This is a genomic window from Streptomyces sp. NPDC021100 (genome assembly GCF_044333095.1).
Taxonomy (GTDB): domain Bacteria; phylum Actinomycetota; class Actinomycetes; order Streptomycetales; family Streptomycetaceae; genus Streptomyces.
Genome location: NZ_JBIRQH010000017.1, coordinates 102,990 through 122,928 on the forward strand (window position 1 = coordinate 102,990; position 19,939 = coordinate 122,928).

The window sequence follows — 19,939 nt, forward strand, 5'->3', positions numbered from 1 at the left end:
CGGCCCCCGAGGAGCGGTCAGAGGTACTCCGTGGGCAGCACCGGCTCGCCCTTCGACAGCTGCGTGGCGGACAGCGGCAGTCCGCCGCGGGCGGCGGTGTGCCGCTCCCGGGCCGCGTCCAGCGGCTCCCGGGCGACGACCTCGCCGCCCCGGACGAGCTCGACGAGCAGCTGCCGCCCCGCCAGCTCGTCCGGCACCGGCCCGGTGCCGACGACCTCGGCCTCCGCGACCCCGTCCGCGTCGGTGCGCCGGGCGGCCCACTTGCGGCCGCCGAGGGACATCTTCCCGCCCATCGACTTCTTGGCGACCGGCCGCAGCGGGGCGTCCGGGTCCGCCGAGTCCGCGCGGGCGACCAGCTTGTAGACCATCGAGCAGGTGGGGTGGCCGCTTCCGGTCACCAGCTGGGTGCCGACGCCGTAGGCGTCCACGGGGGCGGCGGCCAGCGAGGCGATGGCGTACTCGTCCAGGTCGCTGGTCACGACGATCTTCGTCTTGTGGGCGCCCAGGTCGTCGAGCTGCTGGCGCACCCGGTGGGCGAGCAGCAGCAGGTCGCCGGAGTCGATGCGGACGGCGCCGAGCTCCGGCCCGGCGATCTCGACGGCCATCCGGACCGCCTCCGTCACGTCGTAGGTGTCGACGAGCAGCGTGGTGCCGCCGCCCAGCGAGTCGACCTGCGCGCGGAAGGCGTCGCGCTCGTTGTCGTGCAGCAGGGTGAACGCGTGCGCGCTGGTGCCGACGGTCGGGATGTTGTAGCGGAAGCCGGCGGCGAGGTCGGAGGTGGTGGCGAAACCGCCCACGTAGGCCGCGCGGGCCGCGGCGACGGCGGCCAGTTCGTGGGTGCGCCGGGCGCCCATCTCGATCAGCGGCCGGCCGCCCGCCGCGACGGCCATCCGGGAGGCCGCGGCGGCCACCGCGGAGTCGTGGTTGAGGATCGAGAGGATCACCGTCTCCAGCAGCACGCACTCGGCGAAGCTGCCCTCCACCCGCATGACCGGCGAGCCGGGGAAGTAGACCTCGCCCTCGGGGTAGCCCCAGATATCGCCGCGGAAGCGGTAGCCGGACAGCCACTCCAGGGTCGGGGCGTCCACGATGCCGCGGTCGGCGAGGAACTCCAGGACGCCGGGGTCGAAGCGGAAGTTCTCGACGGCGTCCAGGACCCGGCCGGTGCCCGCGACCACGCCGTACCGGCGGCCCTCGGGCAGCCGCCGGGTGAAGACCTCGAACACCGAGCGCCGGCCGGCCGTCCCGGCGCGCAGCGCGGCCTGCAGCATCGTGAGTTCGTACCGGTCGGTGAAGAGCGCCGTCGACGGCACAGCCACCGGCAGCCCCAGGTCCGCAGCGTTCACTTGGCCCTACCTCGCATTCCCGTTCTGGCTTCGACCGGATGCTACCGCGAATACTCGTCAGAGTGACGATTTCGGGGGGCCGTTTGTGCGCCCGGGGCCGTGAAGTGGCAGCATGGGAAGTGCGTATGGACCGCCGTGTCCCGACGGAGAAGCGAGGCGTGGAGCGGGCGTGAGTGTGGCACCTGTCGAGATCGAACGTCCGGAGACGGGCGAATCCCCCTTCGCCGTGGCCGAACCCGACGTTCCCTGGGTCACCCTCGTCCACAACGACCCCGTGAACCTCATGAGCTATGTCACCTACGTCTTCCAGGCGTACTTCGGTTACTCCAAGGACAAGGCCCGCAAACTGATGCTCGACGTCCATCACAAGGGCCGCGCCACGGTGTCCAGCGGATCGCGCGAGGAGATGGAGCGCGACGTGCAGGCGATGCACGGCTACGGCCTGTGGGCGACCCTCTCGCAGGACCGCTGATGGCCGGGCACTTCGAGCCGCTGCCCGGCGGCGGGGCGGCCATCGCCCTGGACGAGATCGAGGTCTCCATCCTCCGCAACCTCACCGTGCAGCTCCTGGAGCTGATCGGCCCCGACGACGGGCCCGCGGACGGCGCGGACGAGGACCCGCTGGCCCGCCTCTTCGCCGAGGGCCCCAGCGAGCCGCCCGCCGACCCGGCGCTGGCCCGCCTCTTCCCGGACGCCTACGGCACCCCCGGCGCCGAGCAGGACGAGCAGGCCCGCGCGTACGCCGCCGAGTTCCGCCGCTACACCGAGAACGACCTGCGTGCCCGCAAGCGCGACGACGGCCTGGCGGTCGTCCGCTCGCTGGACGGACTGTCCGCGGCGGACGGGCCCGGGGGCGGCGCGGCCGTGCTCCGGCTCTCCCCGGAGGGCTCCCGGCAGTGGCTGGGCACCCTCAACGACCTCCGGCTGACGATCGCCGCCCGGCTGGAGATCACCGACGAGGACGAGAGCGACGCCCTCTTCCGGCTGCCGGACGACGATCCCCGCAAGCCGATGGTGATGGCCTACCTGTGGCTGGGCGGGCTTCAGGAGACACTGGTCGAGACGCTGGGCCAGCGCTAGCCGGCACTCGCCCCCGGCCGGGCTCGGTGCGGCCCTTTGCCCCTCTTTTCCGATCTTTGCGGACGATCTACGTCCGCTTTTCGGGTAATGGTGTCCGCATAACGATCGCGTCACCGCGGTGGCGGCGAAAGCCCATCTTTGCGGGGTTTGCCCCACTCTGCCTGTGGCTTGGCGCACATTCGAACTGGCGATCTACGTATTACCCGTGATAAATCTTCACGACCTGCATCCACCGACGCCACCCATGTCGTGGAGCGGGAGCGCTATGGCCGACCGACCGTCGGCTCGTGCAGGACTCCATCCGGGGGGATCGGAACCCGATCCGGACGATCCGGATCGGTATGGAGAAAGGCGTTCCACCATGACCTCTGAGCAGGTCGCGGACCGCGTCGCAGGCGAGGCCGGCGAGCGGGACGGAAGCGGTGAGGCTTCCGAGGGTTACCAGCGGGGGCTGGGCAACCGACAGATCCAGATGATCGCCATTGGTGGCGCCATCGGCACCGGACTTTTCCTCGGCGCCGGCACGGCCATATCCAAGGCCGGACCGAGTCTCATCCTCGCGTACGCGATAGCGGGACTCGTTATTTTCTTCATCATGCGGGCGCTCGGCGAGCTCCTCATGTACCGCCCGGTCTCGGGCTCCTTCTCGGACTACGCCCGTGAGTTCCTCGGGCCGTTCTGGGGCTATGTGACCGGCTGGACCTACTGGCTGTTCTGGGTCGTCACCGGCATCACCGAGGTGACCGCGGCGGCCAAGTACGTCCAGTACTGGGACAAGTCGATCCCGCAGTGGGCCTCGGCCCTGGTCTTCACGGCCGTCCTCTACCTGGCCAACCTGATCTCCGTGAAGCTCTTCGGCGAGCTGGAGTTCTGGTTCTCCATGGTCAAGGTCACCGCCATCATCGGCATGATCCTGATCGGTATCGGCGTCATCACCCTCGGGTTCTCCGACGCCGGTGACACCGCGTCCTTCTCGCAGCTCTGGTCCCACGGCGGGTTCTTCCCCAAGGGCATCGGCGGCACGCTGATGACGCTGCAGATCGTCATGTTCGCCTTCCTCGCCGTCGAGCTCGTCGGCGTCACCGCGGGCGAGGCGGCCGACCCCAAGAAGACGCTGCCCAAGGCCATCAACACCGTGCCGTGGCGCATCGCCGTCTTCTACCTGGGCGCGCTGATCATCATCCTGTCCGTGGTCAGCTGGACCGTCTTCGAGCCGGGCGTCAGCCCGTTCGTCGAGGCGTTCGCCAAGATCGGCCTGCCGGCCGGTGCCGGAATCGTCAACTTCGTGGTCCTCACCGCGGCGCTGTCCTCCTGCAACTCCGGCATGTACTCCACCGGCCGCATGCTGCGCGACCTGTCCCTCAACGGCCAGGGCCCGAAGTTCTTCGCCGTCCTGACCAAGCGCGGCCTGCCGCTGCGCGGCACCACGGTCTCCGCCGCGTGCATGCTCGTCGGCGTGTGGATCAACTACCAGTGGCCGGGCAAGGCGTTCGAGTACGTCGTCTCCTTCGCCACCATCTCCGGTATGTGGGCCTGGATCATGATCCTGATGGCCCAGCTCCGCTACCGCCGCAAGGCCGACCGCGGCGAGCTGCCGCAGTCGGAGTTCAAGGCCCCCGGAGCGCCCTGGACCAGCCTTTTCGCCCTCGCCTTCATCGGCATGGTGATCGTGCTCATGGGCATCGACAAGGATGCGCGGATCTCGCTGTACTGCGCGCCCGTCTGGGCCGGGATCATGGTCGTGTCGTACTTCGCGCTGAAGGCCCGCAACCCGCAGGCGTTCGAGCGCAAGGACTACTCGGCCGCCGCCCGGGAAAGCGTCGACCAGGCCGCCTGACGCCGGCACCACGCCGGGCCATCGGGCCCGCCCGCACCCTCCCCCCCCGGTGCGCGGCGGGCCCGTCGCGTATCCGGAAGTGCCCGGCGGGTGGCGTCCGTCACGGCCCCAGCGGGGCCCCGCGCACCCCGACCTATGCTGGCCCGCATGCTGACCATCACCCAGGCCCTGCACGACCGGATCGTCGAGCACGCCCGCGCCGACCACCCCGACGAGGCGTGCGGCGTGGTCGCCGGCCCGGCCGGCAGCGACCGCCCCGAGCGGTTCGTCCCCATGCTCAACGCCGCCCGCTCGCCCACGTTCTACGAGTTCGACTCCACCGATCTCCTCACGCTGTACCGCGAGATGGACGACCGCGACGAGGAGCCGGTGGTCATCTACCACTCGCACACCGCCACCGAGGCGTACCCGTCCCGTACGGACGTCTCGTACGCCAACGAACCCGGCGCCCACTACGTGCTGGTCTCCACCGCGGACACGGACGGCTCGGGCCCCTTCCAGTTCCGCTCCTTCCGCATCGTGGACGGCGGGATCACCGAGGAAGAGGTCCGGATCGTCGCGGCCTATTGACGGTCCCACCAGGCGGGACCTCGCGTCCCGCCCACCGGGACGGCCATGGGGGAGCGGGGCGGGGAATCGATAGCATGCGCCCACGGTTGTCCCGGGAGAACACCCGTTCCGTTCCCCGCGCCCCAGCCGTTCCGCACGCCTCTCCGCACCCACGCACTCCGACGAGGAGCACCACCATGGCCATCGAGGTACGCATCCCGACCATCCTCCGCACCCACACCGGCGGCGAGAAGTCCGTCGAGGGCGCCGGGGCCACGATCGACGAGCTCTTCAAGGACCTGGACGCCCGCCACCCGGGCATCCGCGAGCGGCTGGTGGACGAGGGCGGCGCGCTGCGCCGGTTCGTCAACGTCTACCTGAACGACGAGGACGTCCGCTTCCTGGCCGGCCTGGGCACCGAACTCGCCGACGGCGACAGCGTCACCATCCTCCCGGCCGTCGCCGGCGGGGCTCGCTAGGCATGCGGTACGACAGCCCGCTGGCCGCGGTCGGCGACACCCCGCTGGTCCGCCTGCCCCGGCTGTCCCCCTCCGGGGACGTCCGGATCTGGGCGAAGCTGGAGGACCGCAACCCCACCGGCTCCGTCAAGGACCGCCCCGCGCTGCACATGATCGAGCAGGCGGAGAAGGCCGGCCGGCTGACCCCCGGGTGCACCATCCTGGAGCCGACCTCCGGCAACACCGGCATCTCCCTGGCCATGGCCGCCCGCCTCAAGGGCTACCGCATCGTCTGCGTGATGCCGGAGAACACCAGCGAGGAGCGCCGGCAGCTGCTCGCCATGTGGGGCGCCGAGATCGTCTCCTCGCCCGCGGCCGGGGGGTCGAACACGGCCGTCCGCGTGGCCAAGGAACTGGCCGCGGAGCACCCCGACTGGGTGATGCTCTACCAGTACGGCAACCCCGACAACGCGGGCGCCCACTACGGCACCACCGGCCCCGAGATCCTCGCCGACCTCCCCGGGATCACCCACTTCGTGGCCGGCCTCGGCACCACGGGAACCCTGATGGGCGTCGGCCGCTACCTGCGCGAACACGTCCCGGACGTACGGATCGTCGCCGCCGAACCGCGCTACGACGACGTCGTCTACGGCCTGCGCAACCTCGACGAGGGCTTCGTGCCCGAGCTCTACGACGAGACGGTCCTCACCACCCGCTACTCCGTCGGCTCCGAGGACGCAGTCCGTCGCACCCGCGAACTTCTCGCCGAGGAGGGCATCTTCGCGGGCGTCTCCACCGGAGCCGTCCTGCACGCCGCGCTGGGCGTCGCCCGCAAGGCCCAACGCGCCGGGGAGCGCGCGGACATCGTCTTCATCGTGGCCGACGGCGGCTGGAAGTACCTGTCCACCGGCCTCTACACCGCGCTCACCACCGAGGCCGCGGTGGCCGCGCTGCACGGGCAGCTCTGGGCCTGAGCACCCGCCCGGGAGCGGGCCGGGGCCGCCGGAGAGACTGCCCCTACCGATGTTGGCGACCGGCTGACATCATCCCGTAGGAGACGCACATGAACTGTCCCGCATGTGGATCTTCGGACATGAGGCAACTCAACAATGGAAACTGGCAGTGCGGAAACTGCGGCGCAGTCACGGCTGGATCGGGCGGCCTGGGATGCGCTCGCCCCTGAGACGCGTGAACGGCTGGCGGCCGTGATGTCGCCGGAGGAGTTCACGGTGACGGCCGGCAGCGAGGAGTCCGCCGAGCGCTTCCGGCGCTTCATGGACACCCTCGACCGGGCGGAGCGGGTCCGGCCGCTCTAGCGGCCCGCCGCCGCTTTCACCGCACTGCGGACCCGTCCGCCGCCCCCAGGGGGCGCGGGCGGGTTTTCGCGCGCTCCGGCGCCCGGCGCCGTCCGTCCTGGTGATTCCAGCCACAGACCCGGCCCACGATGGAGCGGCCGCTCGGTTCCCGCCTTACCCTCGGACGCACCGCACGGTCACCGGCCCCCCGTCACCGGCCCACGGAGGTTCAGGCCCGCATGAAGCTCACCGTCGTCGGATGCGCGGGCTCGTTCCCGTCCACGGAATCCGCCTGTTCGAGCTATCTGGTGGAAGCCGACGGCTACCGGCTGCTCCTCGACATGGGCAACGGCGCCTTGGGCGAGCTCCAGCGCCACATCGGCCTCTACGACCTCGACGCGGTGCTGCTGTCCCATCTCCACCCCGACCACTGCATCGACATGTGCGGCTACTTCGTCGCCCGCTACTACCGGCACGACGGCGGCCGGGCCGGCGCCATCCCGGTGCACGGCCCGGAGGGCACCGAACAGCGGCTGCTCGCCGCCTACGGCGACGTACCGGACCCCGCCTGCATGCGCGAGGTCTTCGACTTCCGCACCCTGGAACCCGGCAGCTTCTCCGTCGGCCCGTTCACCGTCTTCACCGACCGCGTCAACCACCCCGTCGAGGCGTTCGCCTTCCGGGTGGAACACGGCGGTTCCGCCCTCGTCTACTCCGGCGACACCGGTCCCTGCGAGGCGCTCAACTCCCTCGCCAAGGACGCCGACCTGCTGCTCTGCGAAGCCTCCTTCACCCACGGCAAGGAGGACATCCCCGACCTCCACCTCAACGGCCTGGAGGCCGGCCACCTCGCCGCCTCCGCCCGCGCCGGGCGCCTCGTCCTCACCCACATCCCGCCGTGGACGGACCCGCTGCGCAATCTGCGCGATGCGCGGTCTTTGTACGACGGGCCCGCGGAGCTGGCCCACGCGGGGGCGGTGTACGAGTTCTAGGGTGCCCCGGTCCCGCCCCTTCGCCGTTTCCCGGGGGCCAGTCCCCCGAACCCCCGGCATCGCGGCTTCGCCGCGAGGTCCTCAAACGCCGGACGGGCTGATATAGCCCGTCCGGCGTTTGAGGACAACCGCGCGAAGCGCGGTTTCGGGGGCGCGGGGGCGCAGTCCCCGCAAGAAACGGAGAAAGGGCGGGACCGGGGCAAGGCAAAGCCCCCGGGACCGCCCACGGTCCCAGGGGCTCGGCAGAGCTCAAGCAAAGATCAGCGCTTGGCCTTGGAAGCAGGCTTCCGCTTCCTCTGGGCAGGCGCCTTCTTGGCCCCACCCTTGGCGGAGACCGGCTTCGCAGCCGGCTTCGCGTCAGCCTTGGCCACAGACACCGGCTCCGGCTTCCGCTCCGGCGCCGGCGCCGAAGCCGGCTCCGCCTCCGCGAACTCCGGATCCGCCTCCCGCCCAGGCGTCGGCAGATTGAACTTGACGATCGCGAAGCGGAACAGCACGTAGTAGATCGCGCCGAAGACCAGGCCGATCGGAATGATCAGCCACGGCTTCGTGGCGTGCGTCCAGTTCAGGGCGTAGTCGATGAATCCGGCCGAGAAATTGAAGCCGGCGTGGACACCGAGGGCCCAGGTGACGGCCATCGAGAGAGCGGTGAGGAGCGCGTGGATCACGTACAGCACCGGCGCGAGGAACATGAACGTGAACTCGATCGGCTCGGTGACACCGGTGACGAACGAGGTCAGCGCCAGCGAGACCATCATGCCCAGTACGACCTTGCGGTTCTCGGGGCGGGCCGTGTGCGCGATGGCGAGGGCGGCGGCCGGGAGGCCGAACATCATGATCGGGAAGAAGCCGGCCTGGAACATACCGGCGCTCGGGTCGCCCGCCAGGAAGCGGGTGATGTCGCCGTGGACGACCTCGCCGGCCGAGTTGGTGAAGTCACCGAGCTGGAACCAGGCGACGGTGTTGACGAACTGGTGCATGCCGATCGGGATCAGCCCGCGGTTCACACCGCCGAAGAGGGCCGCGCCACCGGCGCCGAGGCCGGTCATCCACTCGCCGAAGTCGGTGATGGCGTCACCGATCGGCTCCCAGACGAGGCCGAAGAAGACGCCGACGACCAGGCCGACGAAGGCCATGATGATCGGCACGAGGCGACGGCCGTTGAAGAAGCCGAGCCAGTCGACCAGCTTGGTGCGGTGGAACCGCTGCCACAGCACGGCCGCGAGCAGACCCATGATGATGCCGCCGAGGACGCCCGGGTCGTTGTACTTGGCTTCGACGATCTTGCCGTTGGCGATGTGCTGTTCGACGATCGGGAAGGCCTGGAGGACCTTGCTGTAGACGAGGAAGCCGACGACGGCCGCGAGCGCGGTGGAGCCGTCCGCCTTCTTGGCGAAGCCGATGGCGACACCGAGGCAGAACAGCAGCGGCAGGGCGCCGGTGATCGCGCCGCCCGCGTTGCCGAACACGGCGGAGACCTTGTCCCAGCCGAGCCCGTCCTTGCCGAAGACATCGGGCTGACCGAGGCGGACCATGATGCCCGCGGCCGGCAGAACGGCGATCGGCAGCTGAAGGCTGCGACCCACCTTCTGCAGGCCCTGCAACACGCCCTGCCTCCGCTTCTTTGCGGGGGCCTTTACGGGGGCCGCCTTCGCGGTGGCCGTACTCATCGGATTCCTCCAGGTGAGGCGGGCACTCGGGGGTGTGGGACGGCCCGCTTTATGGTCTAAACCACCAAGTGGTTTAGACCTGTTGTAGCACGTGAGTCCGGCATAAAGGAATCCGCGACTTCCGAGTGTGCCAGGACACAGGAACACGGCCTCCGGTGGTGTGCCCAGGGGCCGTGCGGCGGTGACGCGGGGGCGGCCTAGTCCTTGACGGTCCCCTCCCGCATCTCCTTCGCCGTCTCCTCCGGCTCCCGCCCCGGCGTGGGCAGGTCGAACCGCGTGATCGCGAAGCGGAACACCGCGTAATAGACGACGGCGAACGCGAAGCCGATCGGGATGATCAGCCACGGCCTGGTCGCCAGCCCCCAGTTGATCACGTAGTCGATCAGTCCGGCCGAGAAGCTGAAGCCGTCGTGCACGCCGAGCGCCCACGACACGGCCATCGAGACACCCGTGAGCAGCACATGTGCCGCGTACAGCAGTGGCGCGATGAAGAGGAACGAGTACTCGATGGGCTCCGTCACGCCCGTCACGAACGACGTCAGGGCCACCGACAGCATCATGCCGCCGACCATCTTCCGGTTCTCCGGCCGGGCCGTGTGGGTGATCGCCAGGGCCGCCGCCGGCAGGGCGAACATCATGATGGGGAAGAAGCCGGTGGTGAACTGGCCGGCCGACGGGTCGCCGGCCAGGAAGCGGTTGATGTCGCCGTGCACCACCGTTCCGTCCGGCTTGGTGAAGTCGCCGAACTGGAACCACATGAAGGTGTTCAGGAACTGGTGCAGCCCCACCACCAGCAGCGCCCGGTTCGCCACCCCGAAAACGCCCGAGCCCGTCTCGCCCAGGTCCGACAGCCACTGGCTGAAGCTCGTCAGGGCGTGGCCGACCGGCGGCCAGACCCAGAGGCAGACCACGGCGAAGAGCAGCGCGACGAAGGACATCATGATCGGGACCAGCCGCCGCCCGTTGAAGAAGCCCAGCCAGTCCACCAGCCGCACCCGGTGGAAGCGGACCCAGAACCAGGCGCTCATCAGGCCGATCACGATGCCGCCGAAGACCCCGGGGTTCTGGTAGCCGGCGAGCGTCGCCGCCCCCGACCCCGAGACGCAGACGCCGCTCCACAGCCCCGCCCCCGCGAACTTCGCCGTCTGCGGGCAGTCCTCGGGGAACTGGTGCAGGACGGAGAAGTAGACGAGGAAGGCCACGACCGCCGCCAGCGCCGTCGAACCGTCCGCCTTCTTCGCCATGCCGATGGCGACGCCGACGCAGAAAAGCAGCGGCAGTCCGAGCGCCGAGTCGAGCAGCGCGCCGCCCGCCCCGGCGAAGACCTTGGCGACGTCCGTCCAGCCCAGGCCGTCGGCGCCGAAGACGTCGGGCTGGCCCAGCCGGTTGAGGATGCCGGCGGCCGGGAGCACCGCGATCGGCAGCTGGAGGCTGCGGCCCATCTTCTGCAGCCCGCCCAGCAGGCCCTGCCACCGCTTGCGCCGCGGCGGGCTCGCGGCCTCCGCACTCATCTGCGTCCTCCCGGGGCTGGCATACTGGTGTAGACCACTTGGGGTACGTTTTCGGTCCTCCGGAACGCGGGGCCCGGTGGCCGCCATCCTTCGCCAGATGACGGACATACGCCCGCATAGTTGCTCTGAACGTGGTTTACCGTGGGAAAGCCGGTCGGCGGTACCGCCGAGGGCCGAGACAACAGGAGTGCACATGGCCAGCAAGGCAGAGAAGATCGTCGCCGGTCTCGGCGGGCTCGACAACATCGAGGAGATCGAGGGCTGCATCACCCGTCTCCGCACCGAGGTCGCCGACCCCGAGCTGGTCGACGAGGCCGCCCTCAAGGCCGCCGGCGCGCACGGCGTCGTGAAGATGGGCACCGCCATCCAGGTCGTCATCGGCACCGACGCCGACCCGATCGCCGCGGAGATCGAGGACATGATGTGAGCCGCTGAGCTCCCGTGAAGGGCCCTGTTCCGGCCAGTGACGCGTGATCGCGCACGAACCGGAACAGGGCCCTTCGTGATCCCGATAGGCTCATCACCATGTCTCGCATCGACGGCCGCACACCCGACCAGCTCCGCCCCGTGACCATCCAGCGTGGCTGGAGCAAGCACGCCGAGGGCTCCGTCCTCGTCTCCTTCGGCGACACCAAGGTCCTCTGCACCGCCAGCGTCACCGAGGGCGTCCCGCGCTGGCGCAAGGGCAGCGGCGAGGGGTGGGTCACCGCCGAGTACGCGATGCTGCCCCGCGCCACCAACACCCGCGGCGACCGCGAGTCCGTCCGCGGCAAGATCGGCGGGCGCACCCACGAGATCTCCCGCCTCATCGGCCGCTCCCTGCGCGCCGTCATCGACTACAAGGCGCTCGGCGAGAACACCATCGTCCTCGACTGCGACGTCCTCCAGGCCGACGGCGGCACCCGCACCGCCGCCATCACCGGCGCCTACGTCGCGCTGGCCGACGCCGTCGCCTGGGCCCAGCGGAAGAAGCTGGTCAAGCACGGCCGCCACCCCCTCACCGGCACGGTCTCCGCGGTCAGCGTCGGCATCGTCGACGGCGTCCCGCTGCTCGACCTCCGCTACGAGGAGGACGTCCGCGCCGAGACCGACATGAACGTCGTCTGCACCGGCGACGGCCGTTTCGTCGAGGTCCAGGGCACCGCCGAGGCCCAGCCCTTCGCCCGCGCCGAGCTCGACGCCCTCCTCGACCTCGCGGTCAAGGGCTGCGCCGACCTCGACGCCGCCCAGCGCGCCGCCCTCGAGCAGACGTTGTAGCTACCATGCTGGAGGGTGCGGCGAGGGGTCCGTGCCCCCGTGACCACCGGGCAGCACGCCCACCGGAGGGGAACCGTCGCATGGCCTCGCGCCACCACCGTCCGCGCCGCACCACCGCCGTCGCGGCCCTCGCCGCGGCGGCCCTCGCGCTGCCCGCCGTGACCTCCTGCTCCCAGGCGCGGGCGGCGGCGGACTGCGGCGCCCTTGCCAAGGACGTCCAGCGCGACGTCCAGGACCTGCGGCGGACCATCGCCGACGACTCCAAGGACCCGCAGAGCGGCCAGGAGTTCATCGACAAGATCAACCGGGATCTCGGCGAACTGACCCGCAGGACCGGGGCCGACACCGACAGCGACGGCGAGTCCCCGGTGAAGGACGCCATCGGCGCGCTCACCGCGGCCGTGGACGACATCCAGGACAGCGTCGGCGACGGCGAGCGCCCCGACGTGACCGCCCTCACCAAGGCGGCCGGTTCGCTGACCGCGGCGTGCATCAAGGGCTGACGCCGTCCGCGGTGCGCGGCGGGGCCGACGCCGTCCGGCGGCCGAGGGCGGAACGGGACGTACCGCGTCCGGCGTGAATAATCGGGCCCCATGAAGCGCCTGATCCTCGCCACCCGCAACGCCCACAAGGTCACCGAACTGCGCTCGATCCTCACCGGGTCCGGCCTCGACGTCGAACTCGTGGGCGCCGACGCCTACCCCGAGATCCCCGACGTCAAGGAGACCGGCGTCACCTTCGCCGAGAACGCCCTCCTCAAGGCGCACGCTCTGGCCCGGGCCACCGGGCTGCCCGCCGTGGCCGACGACTCCGGCCTCTGCGTGGACGTCCTGAACGGCGCCCCCGGCATCTTCTCCGCCCGCTGGGCGGGCCGGCACGGCGACGACAAGGCCAATCTGGACCTCCTCCTCGCCCAGCTCTCCGACATCGCCGCCCCGCACCGCGCCGCGCACTTCGCCTGCGCCGCCGCGCTGGCCCTGCCGGACGGCACCGAGCGGGTGGTCGAGGGACGGCTGCGCGGCACCCTCCGCACCGAGCCCGCCGGCAGCGGCGGCTTCGGCTATGACCCGATCCTCCAGCCCGACGGCGAGACCCGCACCTGTGCCGAGCTGACCGCCGAGGAGAAGAACGCCATCAGCCACCGCGGCCAGGCCTTCCGCGCGCTGGTGCCGGTGGTGCGGGAGCTGCTGGGCTGACGCCCGCGACTCTCCCGGACGTGCCGACGGCCCGGCCCGCAGTCGACTGCGGGCCGGGCCGTCGGCCTGGGTGCGCCCGGTCGGATTCGAACCGACAAACACGACCACCTAAAGATCGCCGCTCAGCCCTTGGCGTACGGGCGCCGGTGCCGTGCCTACTGTACTGGGCCGGGCCGCGCGCGGGAGAGGAGAGTCCGGCCACGTCCGGGAACCGTCCGGGGGCCGGTGCGGGGCCCGGTGACGGAGCGTCGGCGGCGCCCGGTCCCGCGTGCGCCGCGGAACGTTTCGCCTCCGACGCGTCGTACGCGCGTGCGGCGCGTCACACGCCCACGTACCCGCGCGAACCGGTCCCTCCGGAAGGGAACGCGGCCCCCGATTTACCCGTCCCTCACACCGGGGGAGAGACGGGCCCGCCGCGCCGCGGACCGGCCGCCCGCCACCCGGCCGCTCCCGCCGTTCACGACTGTCCCGGTGCGGCCGCCTCCGACCGCCCGGCCGCCCGACCGAGGAAGAGAGTCCGATGACCGACCGTGCCGTGCCCCGTCGGCGGGTCCGCGCGCGCACCCTCCTGGGGATATCCGGCGCGGCGGCGGTACTGGCCCTCGGGGGCTTCTGGCTGGGGCAGGGGGCGGACCGGGCGAACGCCGTGTCCGACGCGCCGCAGACGGCGCGGGCCAAGAAGGAGCAGCAGGGGCAGCGGGACCGGGCGTCGGCCTCGGCCCAGTTCGGCGCCGCCCAGGAACTGCCGGGCGTCCGTGACTGCGGGTACGGCGAGCTGCTGCTGGAGCCGAAGATCATCACCCTGAGCTGCGCCAACGGCGGCGCGGTGGCGAGCGACATCGAGTGGGACACGTACGCCACGGACAAGGCCGAGGGCGACGGCGTGGTGCTGGTCTCCAGCGGCGCGAACGGCTCGGCACGCACCTCGTTCCCGGCGCGGCTGACGCTCTCCCGGCCGCGGAAGGTCGACGGGATGCTGGCGTTCACCTCGGTGGAGGTCGTCTACACGGGGCTCACCCCGGCCGGGAAGACGACCGAGACGTACTCGATCACGTGATGGGCATCCGTGGCCGGATCGCGCTGGCGATCTCCTCCGTCACCGCGCTGGCGGTCGTCCTGCTCGGCGTGGCCGTGCACCACGTCTCCGGGCTGGAGCGGGACCGCCAGGCGCGGGCCCAGCAGGACCGGCTGCTGAGCTCCGCCCTCCAGCTCTACCAGCGGGAGGGCCAGGTGACGCTGAACGCCCAGCTCGACGACGCGGCGCTGCCGGCGCCGCTGGCCAAGGCGGTGGCGCAGGGGCGCTCGGGCACGTACATCAGCGGCGGTGAGGACCCCCGGGTGTGGGCGGCGACGGGCGTGGGCTCCGGCAAGGTGCTGTCGGTCTCGGCGTCCTTCCCCAAGCGGGACGCGTTCCAGCGCGCCCTGGACTGGGCGCTCCTGCTGGCGGGCGCGGTGACCGTGGTGCTGATGGCGGTGGTGGGCTGGTTCGTGGCGCAGGGGCTGTCCCGGCGGCTGCGGCTGAGCGCGGCCGAGGCGCGCCGGATCGCGGCGGGCGAGGCGCCCGTGGCGGGCGGGACCGGGCCCGTGGGCCGGGACGAGGTGGCGGAGCTGGAGCGCTCGGTGCGGGCGATGGCGACGGCGCTGGCGGCCCGGGTGGAGGCGGAGCGCGAGTTCACGGCCGACGTGGCGCACGAGCTGCGCACACCGGTCGCGGGCCTGGTGGCCTCCGCCGAACTGCTGCCGCACCCGCGCGCCGTGGAGATGGTGCAGGAGCGGGCGCAGACGCTGCGGGCGCTGGTGGAGGACCTGCTGGAGGTCTCCCGGCTGGACGCGGGGGTGGAGAGCGCCCAACTGGACGCGGTGGAGCTGCCGTCGCTGGTCCGGGGCGTGGTGAAGCGGGCGCGGGGCCAGCGCGGGGTGGACGACGTGGCGGTCGAGGTGGTCGGCGAGGGCCGCATCGTGGCGACGGACGCCCGCCGGGTGGAGCGGATCCTGGTGAACATCCTGGCCAACGCGGCCAAGCACGGGAAGCCGCCGATCGAGGTCCGGGTGGAGGGCACCCGGATCGTCGTCCGGGACCACGGCGGCGGCTACCCGCCGGAGCTGGTCAGCCAGGGGCCGCGGCGGTTCCGTACGGCCGCCCCGGAGCGGGGCACCGGGCACGGTCTGGGCCTGACGATCGCCGTGGGCCAGGCGGCGGTGCTGGGCGCCCGGCTGGAGTTCGGCTCGGCGGAGGGCGGCGGCGCCCAGGCCGTCCTCGACCTGCCGGAGGCCGAGGACGAGCCGGAGGACCGTCCCGTGCTGCGCGGGGAGGGGGTGTACGGGCGGTGAGCGCCTCAGGGCCCGGGGGCCCTCAGAGCCCCAGATCCTTGATGATCTTCGCGACGTGGCCGGTGGCCTTGACGTTGTACAGCGCGCGCTCGACCTTCCCCTCCTCGTCGACGATCACGGTGGAGCGGATCACGCCGGTCACGGTCTTGCCGTAGAGCTTCTTCTCGCCGAAGGCGCCATACGCCTCCAGCACCTTCTTGTCGGGGTCGCCGACGAGGGTGACCCGCAGCTCCTCCTTCTCGCGGAACTTCGCGAGCTTCTCCGGCTTGTCGGGCGAGACGCCGATGACGTCGTAGCCGTGGCCCGCGAGGAACTCCAGGTTGTCCGTGAAGTCGCACGCCTGCTTGGTGCAGCCGGGGGTGAGGGCGGCGGGGTAGAAGTAGACGATGACCTTGCGGCCCTTGTGGTCGGCGAGGGAGACGGGCCGGCCGTCGGCGTCGGGCAGGGTGAAGGCGGGGGCGGTGTCGCCGGGCTGGAGTCGCTCGCTCATGGTTCTCCTGTGCTTCGGGGCGGTGGGCGGGTCTGCCGGGGACCGAGCCTAACGAGCCCCGACGACCACGGTCGGGCCCACCGGGGGTGCCATGGGGCGGGGCGCCGAGCGAACTGACAGACTGTTGTCATCACTCGTCATCACTCTTATGAGACTACGGAGGCAGCGCGGTGCCGGAAGCCAGGACCCCTGCGCAGATCGAGGCGGACATCGCCCGCAGGCGCAGTGAGCTCGCCGTGACGCTCGACGAGATCGGTGTGCGGATGCACCCCAGCACGATCATCGGCGACGCGAAGGCGAAGGCGGCCTCGAAGGTGGACCACACCCTCGGGCGGGCCTGTGCGATCGCGAACCGGGTGGTCTCGGACGTGCGGGCGCAGTTCGTGACGGACGAGGGCGTGCCGCGCCTGGAGCGGATCGTTCCGGCGGCGATGCTGGCCGTCGGCGTGCTCGGGCTGCTGACGGCGTCGTCGCGCCGCGGCAAGGACAAGAAGTAGCGTTTCCGGTCCGTCAGAGGCGGCGACCCGACGGGTCCGTACGGCGGCCGTCCGCGCACGGTCCCGTACGGCGCCCGCCGGTAGCGGCGTGTGACGGGCGGGACGCGGGGCGTGGCGGGCCGGCCTTCCGGCCCGGAACCCGTGGGCCGGCCTCTCCCGTTGTGGTCCCGCTCTGGTCTCACGGGCCCGCCCGGCCGGGTACGGTCGTGCCGTGCGTACGAACACGACCCACGACAAGCTGCCCATCCGGATGCTCCACGACCGCGTGCTGGTCCGGACCGACATCCCCGAGGGCGAGCGCCGCTCCAGCGGCGGCATCGTCATCCCCGCGACGGCGGCGGTGGGCCGCCGGCTGGCCTGGGCCGAGGTCGTGGCCGTCGGGCAGAGCGTGCGCACGGTGGAGCCCGGCGACCGGGTGCTCTACGACCCCGAGGACCGCGCCGAGGTCGAGGTCCGCGGCGTGGCCTACGTCCTGATGCGCGAGCGCGACCTGCACGCGGTGGCGGCGGAGCGGCTGGAGGGGTCGGACGACTCCACCGGGCTGTACCTGTGAGCGGCCTGCACCTGTAGACCGGCCGCTACCTGTAGCGGTACTCCGCGCGGGCCGGCCGTTTGCTACCGTCGGAAGGACCCCGACGAGACGCGCCGTACCGGGTCAGGACAAGACGACGCACCCCTGGAGAAGCGATTCCACGGAGGTGCCGTCATGGCATGGATCCTGCTCGTCGTCGCCGGCCTGCTGGAGGTCGGCTGGTCCGTCGGCATGAAGTACACCGACGGCTTCACCCGGCTCTGGCCGAGCGTCTTCACCATCGCGGGGATCGTGGCCAGCATGCTGCTGCTGTCGCGGGCAGCCCGGACGCTGCCCATCGGCACGGCCTACGGCGTGTGGGTCGGCATCGGAGCGGCGGGCGCCGCCGTGCTCGGCATGACGGTGCTGGGCGAGCCGGCCGGCGCGGCCCGGATCTCCTTCGTCGTGCTGCTGCTGGTGGCCGTGATCGGCCTCAAGATGACGTCGGGACACTGAGCTCCCCCGCGAACGGGCGATGCCCCGGCCCTTCCGGGACCGGGGCATCGCGGCACTGCGGCACCGCGACGGCTCAGTAGTCGTACCCCAGCAGATCGTGGTCGCCCGTCCGCGCCTCGCGGCCCGGATTGGGCCCGAGCGTGATGATCGGCAGCGAGGGCGGCCCGGTCGGCTCCGGCGGCTCGGTCGGGAACGAGGGGCGCACCGGACGCGACGGGGGCGCGGTCGTCGTGGGCCTGCGCGGGGGCGCGGAGGTGGGCGGGGGCGGACTGGAGGGCGCCGGGGGCGCGGAGGTGGCGGTCGGCTCCGGGGGCGGGCTCTCGGCGCCCTGCTGGATCTCCAGGTCGAAGTCCCGGGCGGGGGTGCCCTGCAGCGCGTCGGCGGTGTACGCGGCCCAGATCTGCGCCGGATAGCCGCCGCCGTTGATGCGGGGCAGCCCGGTGGCGCCGTACAGCGGCTTCTGTTCGCCGCTCTCGGAGTCCTGGCCCATGACGGCGACGACGGTGGCCAGGTCGGGGGTGTACCCCGCGAACCAGGCGGCCTTGTCCTCCTCCGCGGTGCCCGTCTTGCCGGCCGCCGGCCGCCCGGAGGCGCGCGCGGCGGCGCCCGTACCGCCCGGGCTCTCGACCACGCTCCGCAGGACGGAGGTGGTGGTGTCGGCGGCCTCCCGGGGGACGGTCTGTTTCCGCTCCTGCCGGTCGGGCAGGTGGAGGGTCTCGCCGCCCTTGGTGGCCTTCTCCACCAGCGTGTACGGGCCGTGCCGCCCGTGGTTGGCGAGGGTGGCGTACGCCTGCGCCATGTCCAGGACGCTGGCGGTGGCCGGGCCGAGCGCGATGGAGGGGGAGGCGGTCAGGTCGGGCGTCTTCTCGGGGACGCCGAGGGAGACGGCGGTCGCCTTCACCCGCGACGGGCCGACGTCCTCGGCCATCTGCGCGTAGACGGCGTTCACCGACAGGTCGGTGGCCTTGGTGACGGTGATCGGGCCGTAGCTGCGGTCGTCCTCGTTGGCGGGGGCGTAGCCCACGGGCCCGTCGGGCCCCTGCACCGGCCGCTTGTTGGTGCCGTCGTACACCGTGTACGGGGTGATGGGCCGGCCCTGCTGTGTGCTGGAGCCGTTCTGCACGGCCGAGGTGAAGACGAACGGCTTGAAGGTGGAGCCGACCTGGTAGTCGCGGCGGGTGGCGTTGTTGACGTACTGCCGGGTGTAGTCGATGCCGCCGTAGAGGGCGACGATCCGGCCGGTGCCCGGGTCGATGGAGGCGCCGCCCGCGCGGACGTAGGAGTCGGTCTTGCGGGAGTCGCTGAGCTGGTCCATCAGCTCGGACTGCACCGCGTCGGCGAACGCCTTCTGCTTCTTGCGGTCGATGGTGGTGGTGATGCGGTAGCCGCCGGCGGCCAGCGTCTGCTCATCGACGATCTTGTTGCCGGTGAGGTAGTCCTTGACCGCCTCCACGAGGTAGCCGCGCTGGCCGGACATGCCGAGCCGCGGCTTGCTCTTGCCGGGCGCGGGGAACTTCACCGCGGCCCGCTGCTCGCGGGTCAGCCACTTCTTCTTGACCATGCCGTCGAGGACGTAGTTCCAGCGGGCCACGGCCCGCGGCTTGTTCTCGGGGTGGGCGCCGACGTCGTACGCGCTCGGCGCGTTGAGCAGGGTGGCGAGGTAGGCGCCCTGCGCGACGTCCAGCTTGTCGGAGTCCTTGCCGTAGTACGCCTGGGCGGCTGCCTGGATGCCGTAGGCGTTGCGTCCGAAGTAGCTGGTGTTGAGGTAGCCCTCCAGGATGTCGTCCTTGCCGGACTCGCGGTCCAGCTTGATGGCGATGAAGAACTCCTTCACCTTGCGGCTGATGGTCTGCTCCTGGCCCAGGTAGTAGTTCTTCACGTACTGCTGGGTGATCGTGGAGCCCGACTGCTTGCCCTTGCCGGTGACGGTGTTCCACGCCGCGCGGACCATCGCCTCGGGGTTGACGGCGGACTCCCCGTAGAAGTCGCGGTCCTCGGCGGCGAGCACCGCGTGCTGGACGGCCTTGGGGATGCGGCTGAGCGGGACGCTCTCCCGGTTGACCTCCCCGTCGCGCGCGAGCTGGGTGCCGTCCGCGTAGAGGAAGACGTTGCTCTCCGCGGTCGCCGCCTTGTTGGCGGCCGGGATGTCGACCAGCGTGTACCCGGCGATCAGGCCGCCCGCGAGGAGGAGGACGACCAGCAGGAACCCGCCGAGCACCATGCGCCACGTGGGCAGCAGACGTCGCCAGCCGGTGCGCTTGCGGGAGCGGGCGGCGTCGCCTCGCGGTGCCCAGCCCGGCGGGTCATCCCCCCTGGCACGGATGCGGTGCTGTGACTGCTCGTCGCTCATCTTTCCCGGAACTCCTCGGCCCGCCGCCGGGGTTGCGGCCACGGCGGACGGTG

General features: G+C 71.6%; 21 protein-coding genes, 1 tRNA gene, 1 pseudogene and 1 riboswitch. Of the genes and pseudogenes, 17 read left to right on the forward strand and 6 right to left on the reverse strand.

Translation table 11 applies throughout. The annotated features are described in order from the left end of the window. Positions 1-17: 17 nt before the first annotated feature. Entirely contained in the window at positions 18-1,346 is a 1,329-nt protein-coding gene (locus ACH4PU_RS26680) for a nicotinate phosphoribosyltransferase (RefSeq protein WP_398277022.1), read from the reverse strand. 169 nt (positions 1,347-1,515) lie between these two features. Here ACH4PU_RS26680 and clpS point away from each other — a divergent pair, with 169 nt between their 5' ends. The 8 genes from clpS to ACH4PU_RS26720 all read left to right on the forward strand — a co-directional run bounded on the left by clpS (position 1,516) and on the right by ACH4PU_RS26720 (position 7,557). Further along, a complete protein-coding gene (gene clpS / locus ACH4PU_RS26685) occupies positions 1,516-1,818 on the forward strand; it encodes an ATP-dependent Clp protease adapter ClpS (protein ID WP_004951066.1) in 303 nt (100 codons plus the stop codon). Continuing rightward, positions 1,818-2,426, forward strand: coding sequence for a DUF2017 domain-containing protein (locus ACH4PU_RS26690; protein WP_398277025.1), 609 nt, complete (start codon positions 1,818-1,820; stop codon positions 2,424-2,426). The genes clpS and ACH4PU_RS26690 overlap by 1 nt, the downstream gene beginning before the upstream one ends. Before the next feature lie 361 nt (positions 2,427-2,787). Further along, positions 2,788-4,263, forward strand: a complete 1,476-nt coding sequence (locus ACH4PU_RS26695; protein WP_398277028.1) for an amino acid permease — start codon at positions 2,788-2,790, stop codon at positions 4,261-4,263. 147 nt (positions 4,264-4,410) lie between these two features. Further along, entirely contained in the window at positions 4,411-4,833 is a 423-nt protein-coding gene (locus ACH4PU_RS26700) for a Mov34/MPN/PAD-1 family protein (RefSeq protein WP_398277031.1), read from the forward strand. Between the two features lie 176 nt (positions 4,834-5,009). Continuing rightward, positions 5,010-5,291 (forward strand): MoaD/ThiS family protein, encoded by a 282-nt coding sequence (locus ACH4PU_RS26705; protein WP_398277034.1) that lies wholly within the window; start codon positions 5,010-5,012, stop codon positions 5,289-5,291. A 2-nt stretch (positions 5,292-5,293) separates the two neighbouring features. Continuing rightward, positions 5,294-6,244, forward strand: coding sequence for a PLP-dependent cysteine synthase family protein (locus ACH4PU_RS26710; RefSeq protein WP_398277037.1), 951 nt, complete (start codon positions 5,294-5,296; stop codon positions 6,242-6,244). Positions 6,245-6,363: 119 nt separating this feature from the next. Next, positions 6,364-6,453 carry a hypothetical protein gene (locus ACH4PU_RS26715; RefSeq protein ID WP_158688820.1) on the forward strand — a complete coding sequence of 30 codons (90 nt, stop codon included), beginning with the start codon at positions 6,364-6,366 and terminating at the stop codon, positions 6,451-6,453. A gap of 351 nt (positions 6,454-6,804) precedes the next feature. Then, the gene (locus ACH4PU_RS26720) at positions 6,805-7,557 is read left to right on the forward strand and encodes an MBL fold metallo-hydrolase (protein ID WP_398277041.1); all 753 of its coding nucleotides are present in this window, start codon (positions 6,805-6,807) and stop codon (positions 7,555-7,557) included. 410 nt (positions 7,558-7,967) lie between these two features. On the opposite strand, the pseudogene ACH4PU_RS26725 reads toward ACH4PU_RS26720, so the two are convergent. Together ACH4PU_RS26725 and ACH4PU_RS26730 are read right to left on the reverse strand one after the other, a co-directional pair. Beyond that, positions 7,968-9,227 (reverse strand): annotated as a pseudogene (locus ACH4PU_RS26725) (PTS transporter subunit EIIC); the annotation flags it as partial. 197 nt (positions 9,228-9,424) lie between these two features. Next, positions 9,425-10,738: a PTS transporter subunit EIIC gene (locus ACH4PU_RS26730; protein WP_398277044.1), complete on the reverse strand. Its 1,314-nt coding sequence runs from the start codon at positions 10,736-10,738 to the stop codon at positions 9,425-9,427. A 97-nt stretch (positions 10,739-10,835) separates the two neighbouring features. Here ACH4PU_RS26730 and ACH4PU_RS26735 point away from each other — a divergent pair, with 97 nt between their 5' ends. From ACH4PU_RS26735 to rdgB, 4 genes are all read left to right on the forward strand, one after another. Further along, on the forward strand, positions 10,836-11,165 hold the full coding sequence (locus ACH4PU_RS26735; protein WP_398277047.1) for a glucose PTS transporter subunit EIIB: 330 nt from the start codon (positions 10,836-10,838) through the stop codon (positions 11,163-11,165). 98 nt (positions 11,166-11,263) lie between these two features. Continuing rightward, positions 11,264-11,995 carry a ribonuclease PH gene (rph, locus tag ACH4PU_RS26740; protein ID WP_398277050.1) on the forward strand — a complete coding sequence of 244 codons (732 nt, stop codon included), beginning with the start codon at positions 11,264-11,266 and terminating at the stop codon, positions 11,993-11,995. Between the two features lie 80 nt (positions 11,996-12,075). Beyond that, positions 12,076-12,498 carry a hypothetical protein gene (locus ACH4PU_RS26745; RefSeq protein WP_398277053.1) on the forward strand — a complete coding sequence of 141 codons (423 nt, stop codon included), beginning with the start codon at positions 12,076-12,078 and terminating at the stop codon, positions 12,496-12,498. A gap of 90 nt (positions 12,499-12,588) precedes the next feature. After that, positions 12,589-13,191, forward strand: a complete 603-nt coding sequence (gene rdgB, locus ACH4PU_RS26750) for an RdgB/HAM1 family non-canonical purine NTP pyrophosphatase (RefSeq protein ID WP_185944241.1) — start codon at positions 12,589-12,591, stop codon at positions 13,189-13,191. 71 nt (positions 13,192-13,262) lie between these two features. Here rdgB and ACH4PU_RS26755 read toward each other — a convergent pair. Continuing rightward, a tRNA-Leu gene (locus ACH4PU_RS26755) sits at positions 13,263-13,335 on the reverse strand. 376 nt (positions 13,336-13,711) lie between these two features. Between ACH4PU_RS26755 and ACH4PU_RS26760 the strand changes: the two genes are divergently transcribed. Both ACH4PU_RS26760 and ACH4PU_RS26765 read left to right on the forward strand, forming a co-directional pair. After that, the gene (locus tag ACH4PU_RS26760) at positions 13,712-14,248 is read left to right on the forward strand and encodes a hypothetical protein (protein ID WP_398277057.1); all 537 of its coding nucleotides are present in this window, start codon (positions 13,712-13,714) and stop codon (positions 14,246-14,248) included. Beyond that, positions 14,248-15,522 (forward strand): sensor histidine kinase, encoded by a 1,275-nt coding sequence (locus tag ACH4PU_RS26765; RefSeq protein ID WP_398277060.1) that lies wholly within the window; start codon positions 14,248-14,250, stop codon positions 15,520-15,522. The genes ACH4PU_RS26760 and ACH4PU_RS26765 overlap by 1 nt, the downstream gene beginning before the upstream one ends. Positions 15,523-15,544: 22 nt before the next feature. Here ACH4PU_RS26765 and bcp read toward each other — a convergent pair whose 3' ends face one another. Further along, entirely contained in the window at positions 15,545-16,012 is a 468-nt protein-coding gene (gene bcp, locus ACH4PU_RS26770) for a thioredoxin-dependent thiol peroxidase (protein WP_398277063.1), read from the reverse strand. 170 nt (positions 16,013-16,182) lie between these two features. On the opposite strand from bcp, the gene ACH4PU_RS26775 reads away from it, so the two are divergent. The 3 genes from ACH4PU_RS26775 (at position 16,183) to ACH4PU_RS26785 (ending at position 17,536) form a co-directional block, all read left to right on the forward strand. Further along, complete coding sequence (locus ACH4PU_RS26775) at positions 16,183-16,509, forward strand: DUF3618 domain-containing protein (protein WP_004951101.1); 327 nt, start codon at positions 16,183-16,185, stop codon at positions 16,507-16,509. 250 nt (positions 16,510-16,759) lie between these two features. Further along, positions 16,760-17,062, forward strand: coding sequence for a co-chaperone GroES (locus ACH4PU_RS26780; protein ID WP_051072711.1), 303 nt, complete (start codon positions 16,760-16,762; stop codon positions 17,060-17,062). A gap of 57 nt (positions 17,063-17,119) precedes the next feature. After that, positions 17,120-17,184, forward strand: a riboswitch (guanidine-III (ykkC-III) riboswitch). Between the two features lie 31 nt (positions 17,185-17,215). Then, complete coding sequence (locus ACH4PU_RS26785) at positions 17,216-17,536, forward strand: DMT family transporter (RefSeq protein ID WP_398277067.1); 321 nt, start codon at positions 17,216-17,218, stop codon at positions 17,534-17,536. A 73-nt stretch (positions 17,537-17,609) separates the two neighbouring features. Here the strand turns inward: ACH4PU_RS26785 and ACH4PU_RS26790 are convergent, their stop codons facing one another. Then, on the reverse strand, positions 17,610-19,886 hold the full coding sequence (locus tag ACH4PU_RS26790) for a transglycosylase domain-containing protein (protein ID WP_398277070.1): 2,277 nt from the start codon (positions 19,884-19,886) through the stop codon (positions 17,610-17,612). Positions 19,887-19,939 lie beyond the last annotated feature (53 nt).

What these genes read in the sequence shown, in the direction of transcription:
- ACH4PU_RS26700 (WP_398277031.1), top strand. Translation starts at nt 4,411, where the DNA reads ATGCTGACCATCACCCAGGCCCTGCACGACCGGATCGTCGAGCACGCC.
- ACH4PU_RS26760 (WP_398277057.1), top strand. Translation starts at nt 13,712, where the DNA reads ATGACCGACCGTGCCGTGCCCCGTCGGCGGGTCCGCGCGCGCACCCTC.
- ACH4PU_RS26720 (WP_398277041.1), top strand. Translation starts at nt 6,805, where the DNA reads ATGAAGCTCACCGTCGTCGGATGCGCGGGCTCGTTCCCGTCCACGGAA.
- ACH4PU_RS26735 (WP_398277047.1), top strand. Translation starts at nt 10,836, where the DNA reads ATGACGGACATACGCCCGCATAGTTGCTCTGAACGTGGTTTACCGTGG.
- ACH4PU_RS26710 (WP_398277037.1), top strand. Translation starts at nt 5,294, where the DNA reads ATGCGGTACGACAGCCCGCTGGCCGCGGTCGGCGACACCCCGCTGGTC.
- ACH4PU_RS26765 (WP_398277060.1), top strand. Translation starts at nt 14,248, where the DNA reads ATGGGCATCCGTGGCCGGATCGCGCTGGCGATCTCCTCCGTCACCGCG.
- bcp (WP_398277063.1), bottom strand. Translation starts at nt 16,012, where the DNA reads ATGAGCGAGCGACTCCAGCCCGGCGACACCGCCCCCGCCTTCACCCTG.
- rph (WP_398277050.1), top strand. Translation starts at nt 11,264, where the DNA reads ATGTCTCGCATCGACGGCCGCACACCCGACCAGCTCCGCCCCGTGACC.
- ACH4PU_RS26705 (WP_398277034.1), top strand. Translation starts at nt 5,010, where the DNA reads ATGGCCATCGAGGTACGCATCCCGACCATCCTCCGCACCCACACCGGC.
- ACH4PU_RS26790 (WP_398277070.1), bottom strand. Translation starts at nt 19,886, where the DNA reads ATGAGCGACGAGCAGTCACAGCACCGCATCCGTGCCAGGGGGGATGAC.
- ACH4PU_RS26695 (WP_398277028.1), top strand. Translation starts at nt 2,788, where the DNA reads ATGACCTCTGAGCAGGTCGCGGACCGCGTCGCAGGCGAGGCCGGCGAG.
- rdgB (WP_185944241.1), top strand. Translation starts at nt 12,589, where the DNA reads ATGAAGCGCCTGATCCTCGCCACCCGCAACGCCCACAAGGTCACCGAA.
- ACH4PU_RS26785 (WP_398277067.1), top strand. Translation starts at nt 17,216, where the DNA reads ATGGCATGGATCCTGCTCGTCGTCGCCGGCCTGCTGGAGGTCGGCTGG.
- ACH4PU_RS26690 (WP_398277025.1), top strand. Translation starts at nt 1,818, where the DNA reads ATGGCCGGGCACTTCGAGCCGCTGCCCGGCGGCGGGGCGGCCATCGCC.
- ACH4PU_RS26715 (WP_158688820.1), top strand. Translation starts at nt 6,364, where the DNA reads ATGAGGCAACTCAACAATGGAAACTGGCAGTGCGGAAACTGCGGCGCA.
- ACH4PU_RS26730 (WP_398277044.1), bottom strand. Translation starts at nt 10,738, where the DNA reads ATGAGTGCGGAGGCCGCGAGCCCGCCGCGGCGCAAGCGGTGGCAGGGC.
- ACH4PU_RS26745 (WP_398277053.1), top strand. Translation starts at nt 12,076, where the DNA reads ATGGCCTCGCGCCACCACCGTCCGCGCCGCACCACCGCCGTCGCGGCC.
- ACH4PU_RS26780 (WP_051072711.1), top strand. Translation starts at nt 16,760, where the DNA reads ATGCTCCACGACCGCGTGCTGGTCCGGACCGACATCCCCGAGGGCGAG.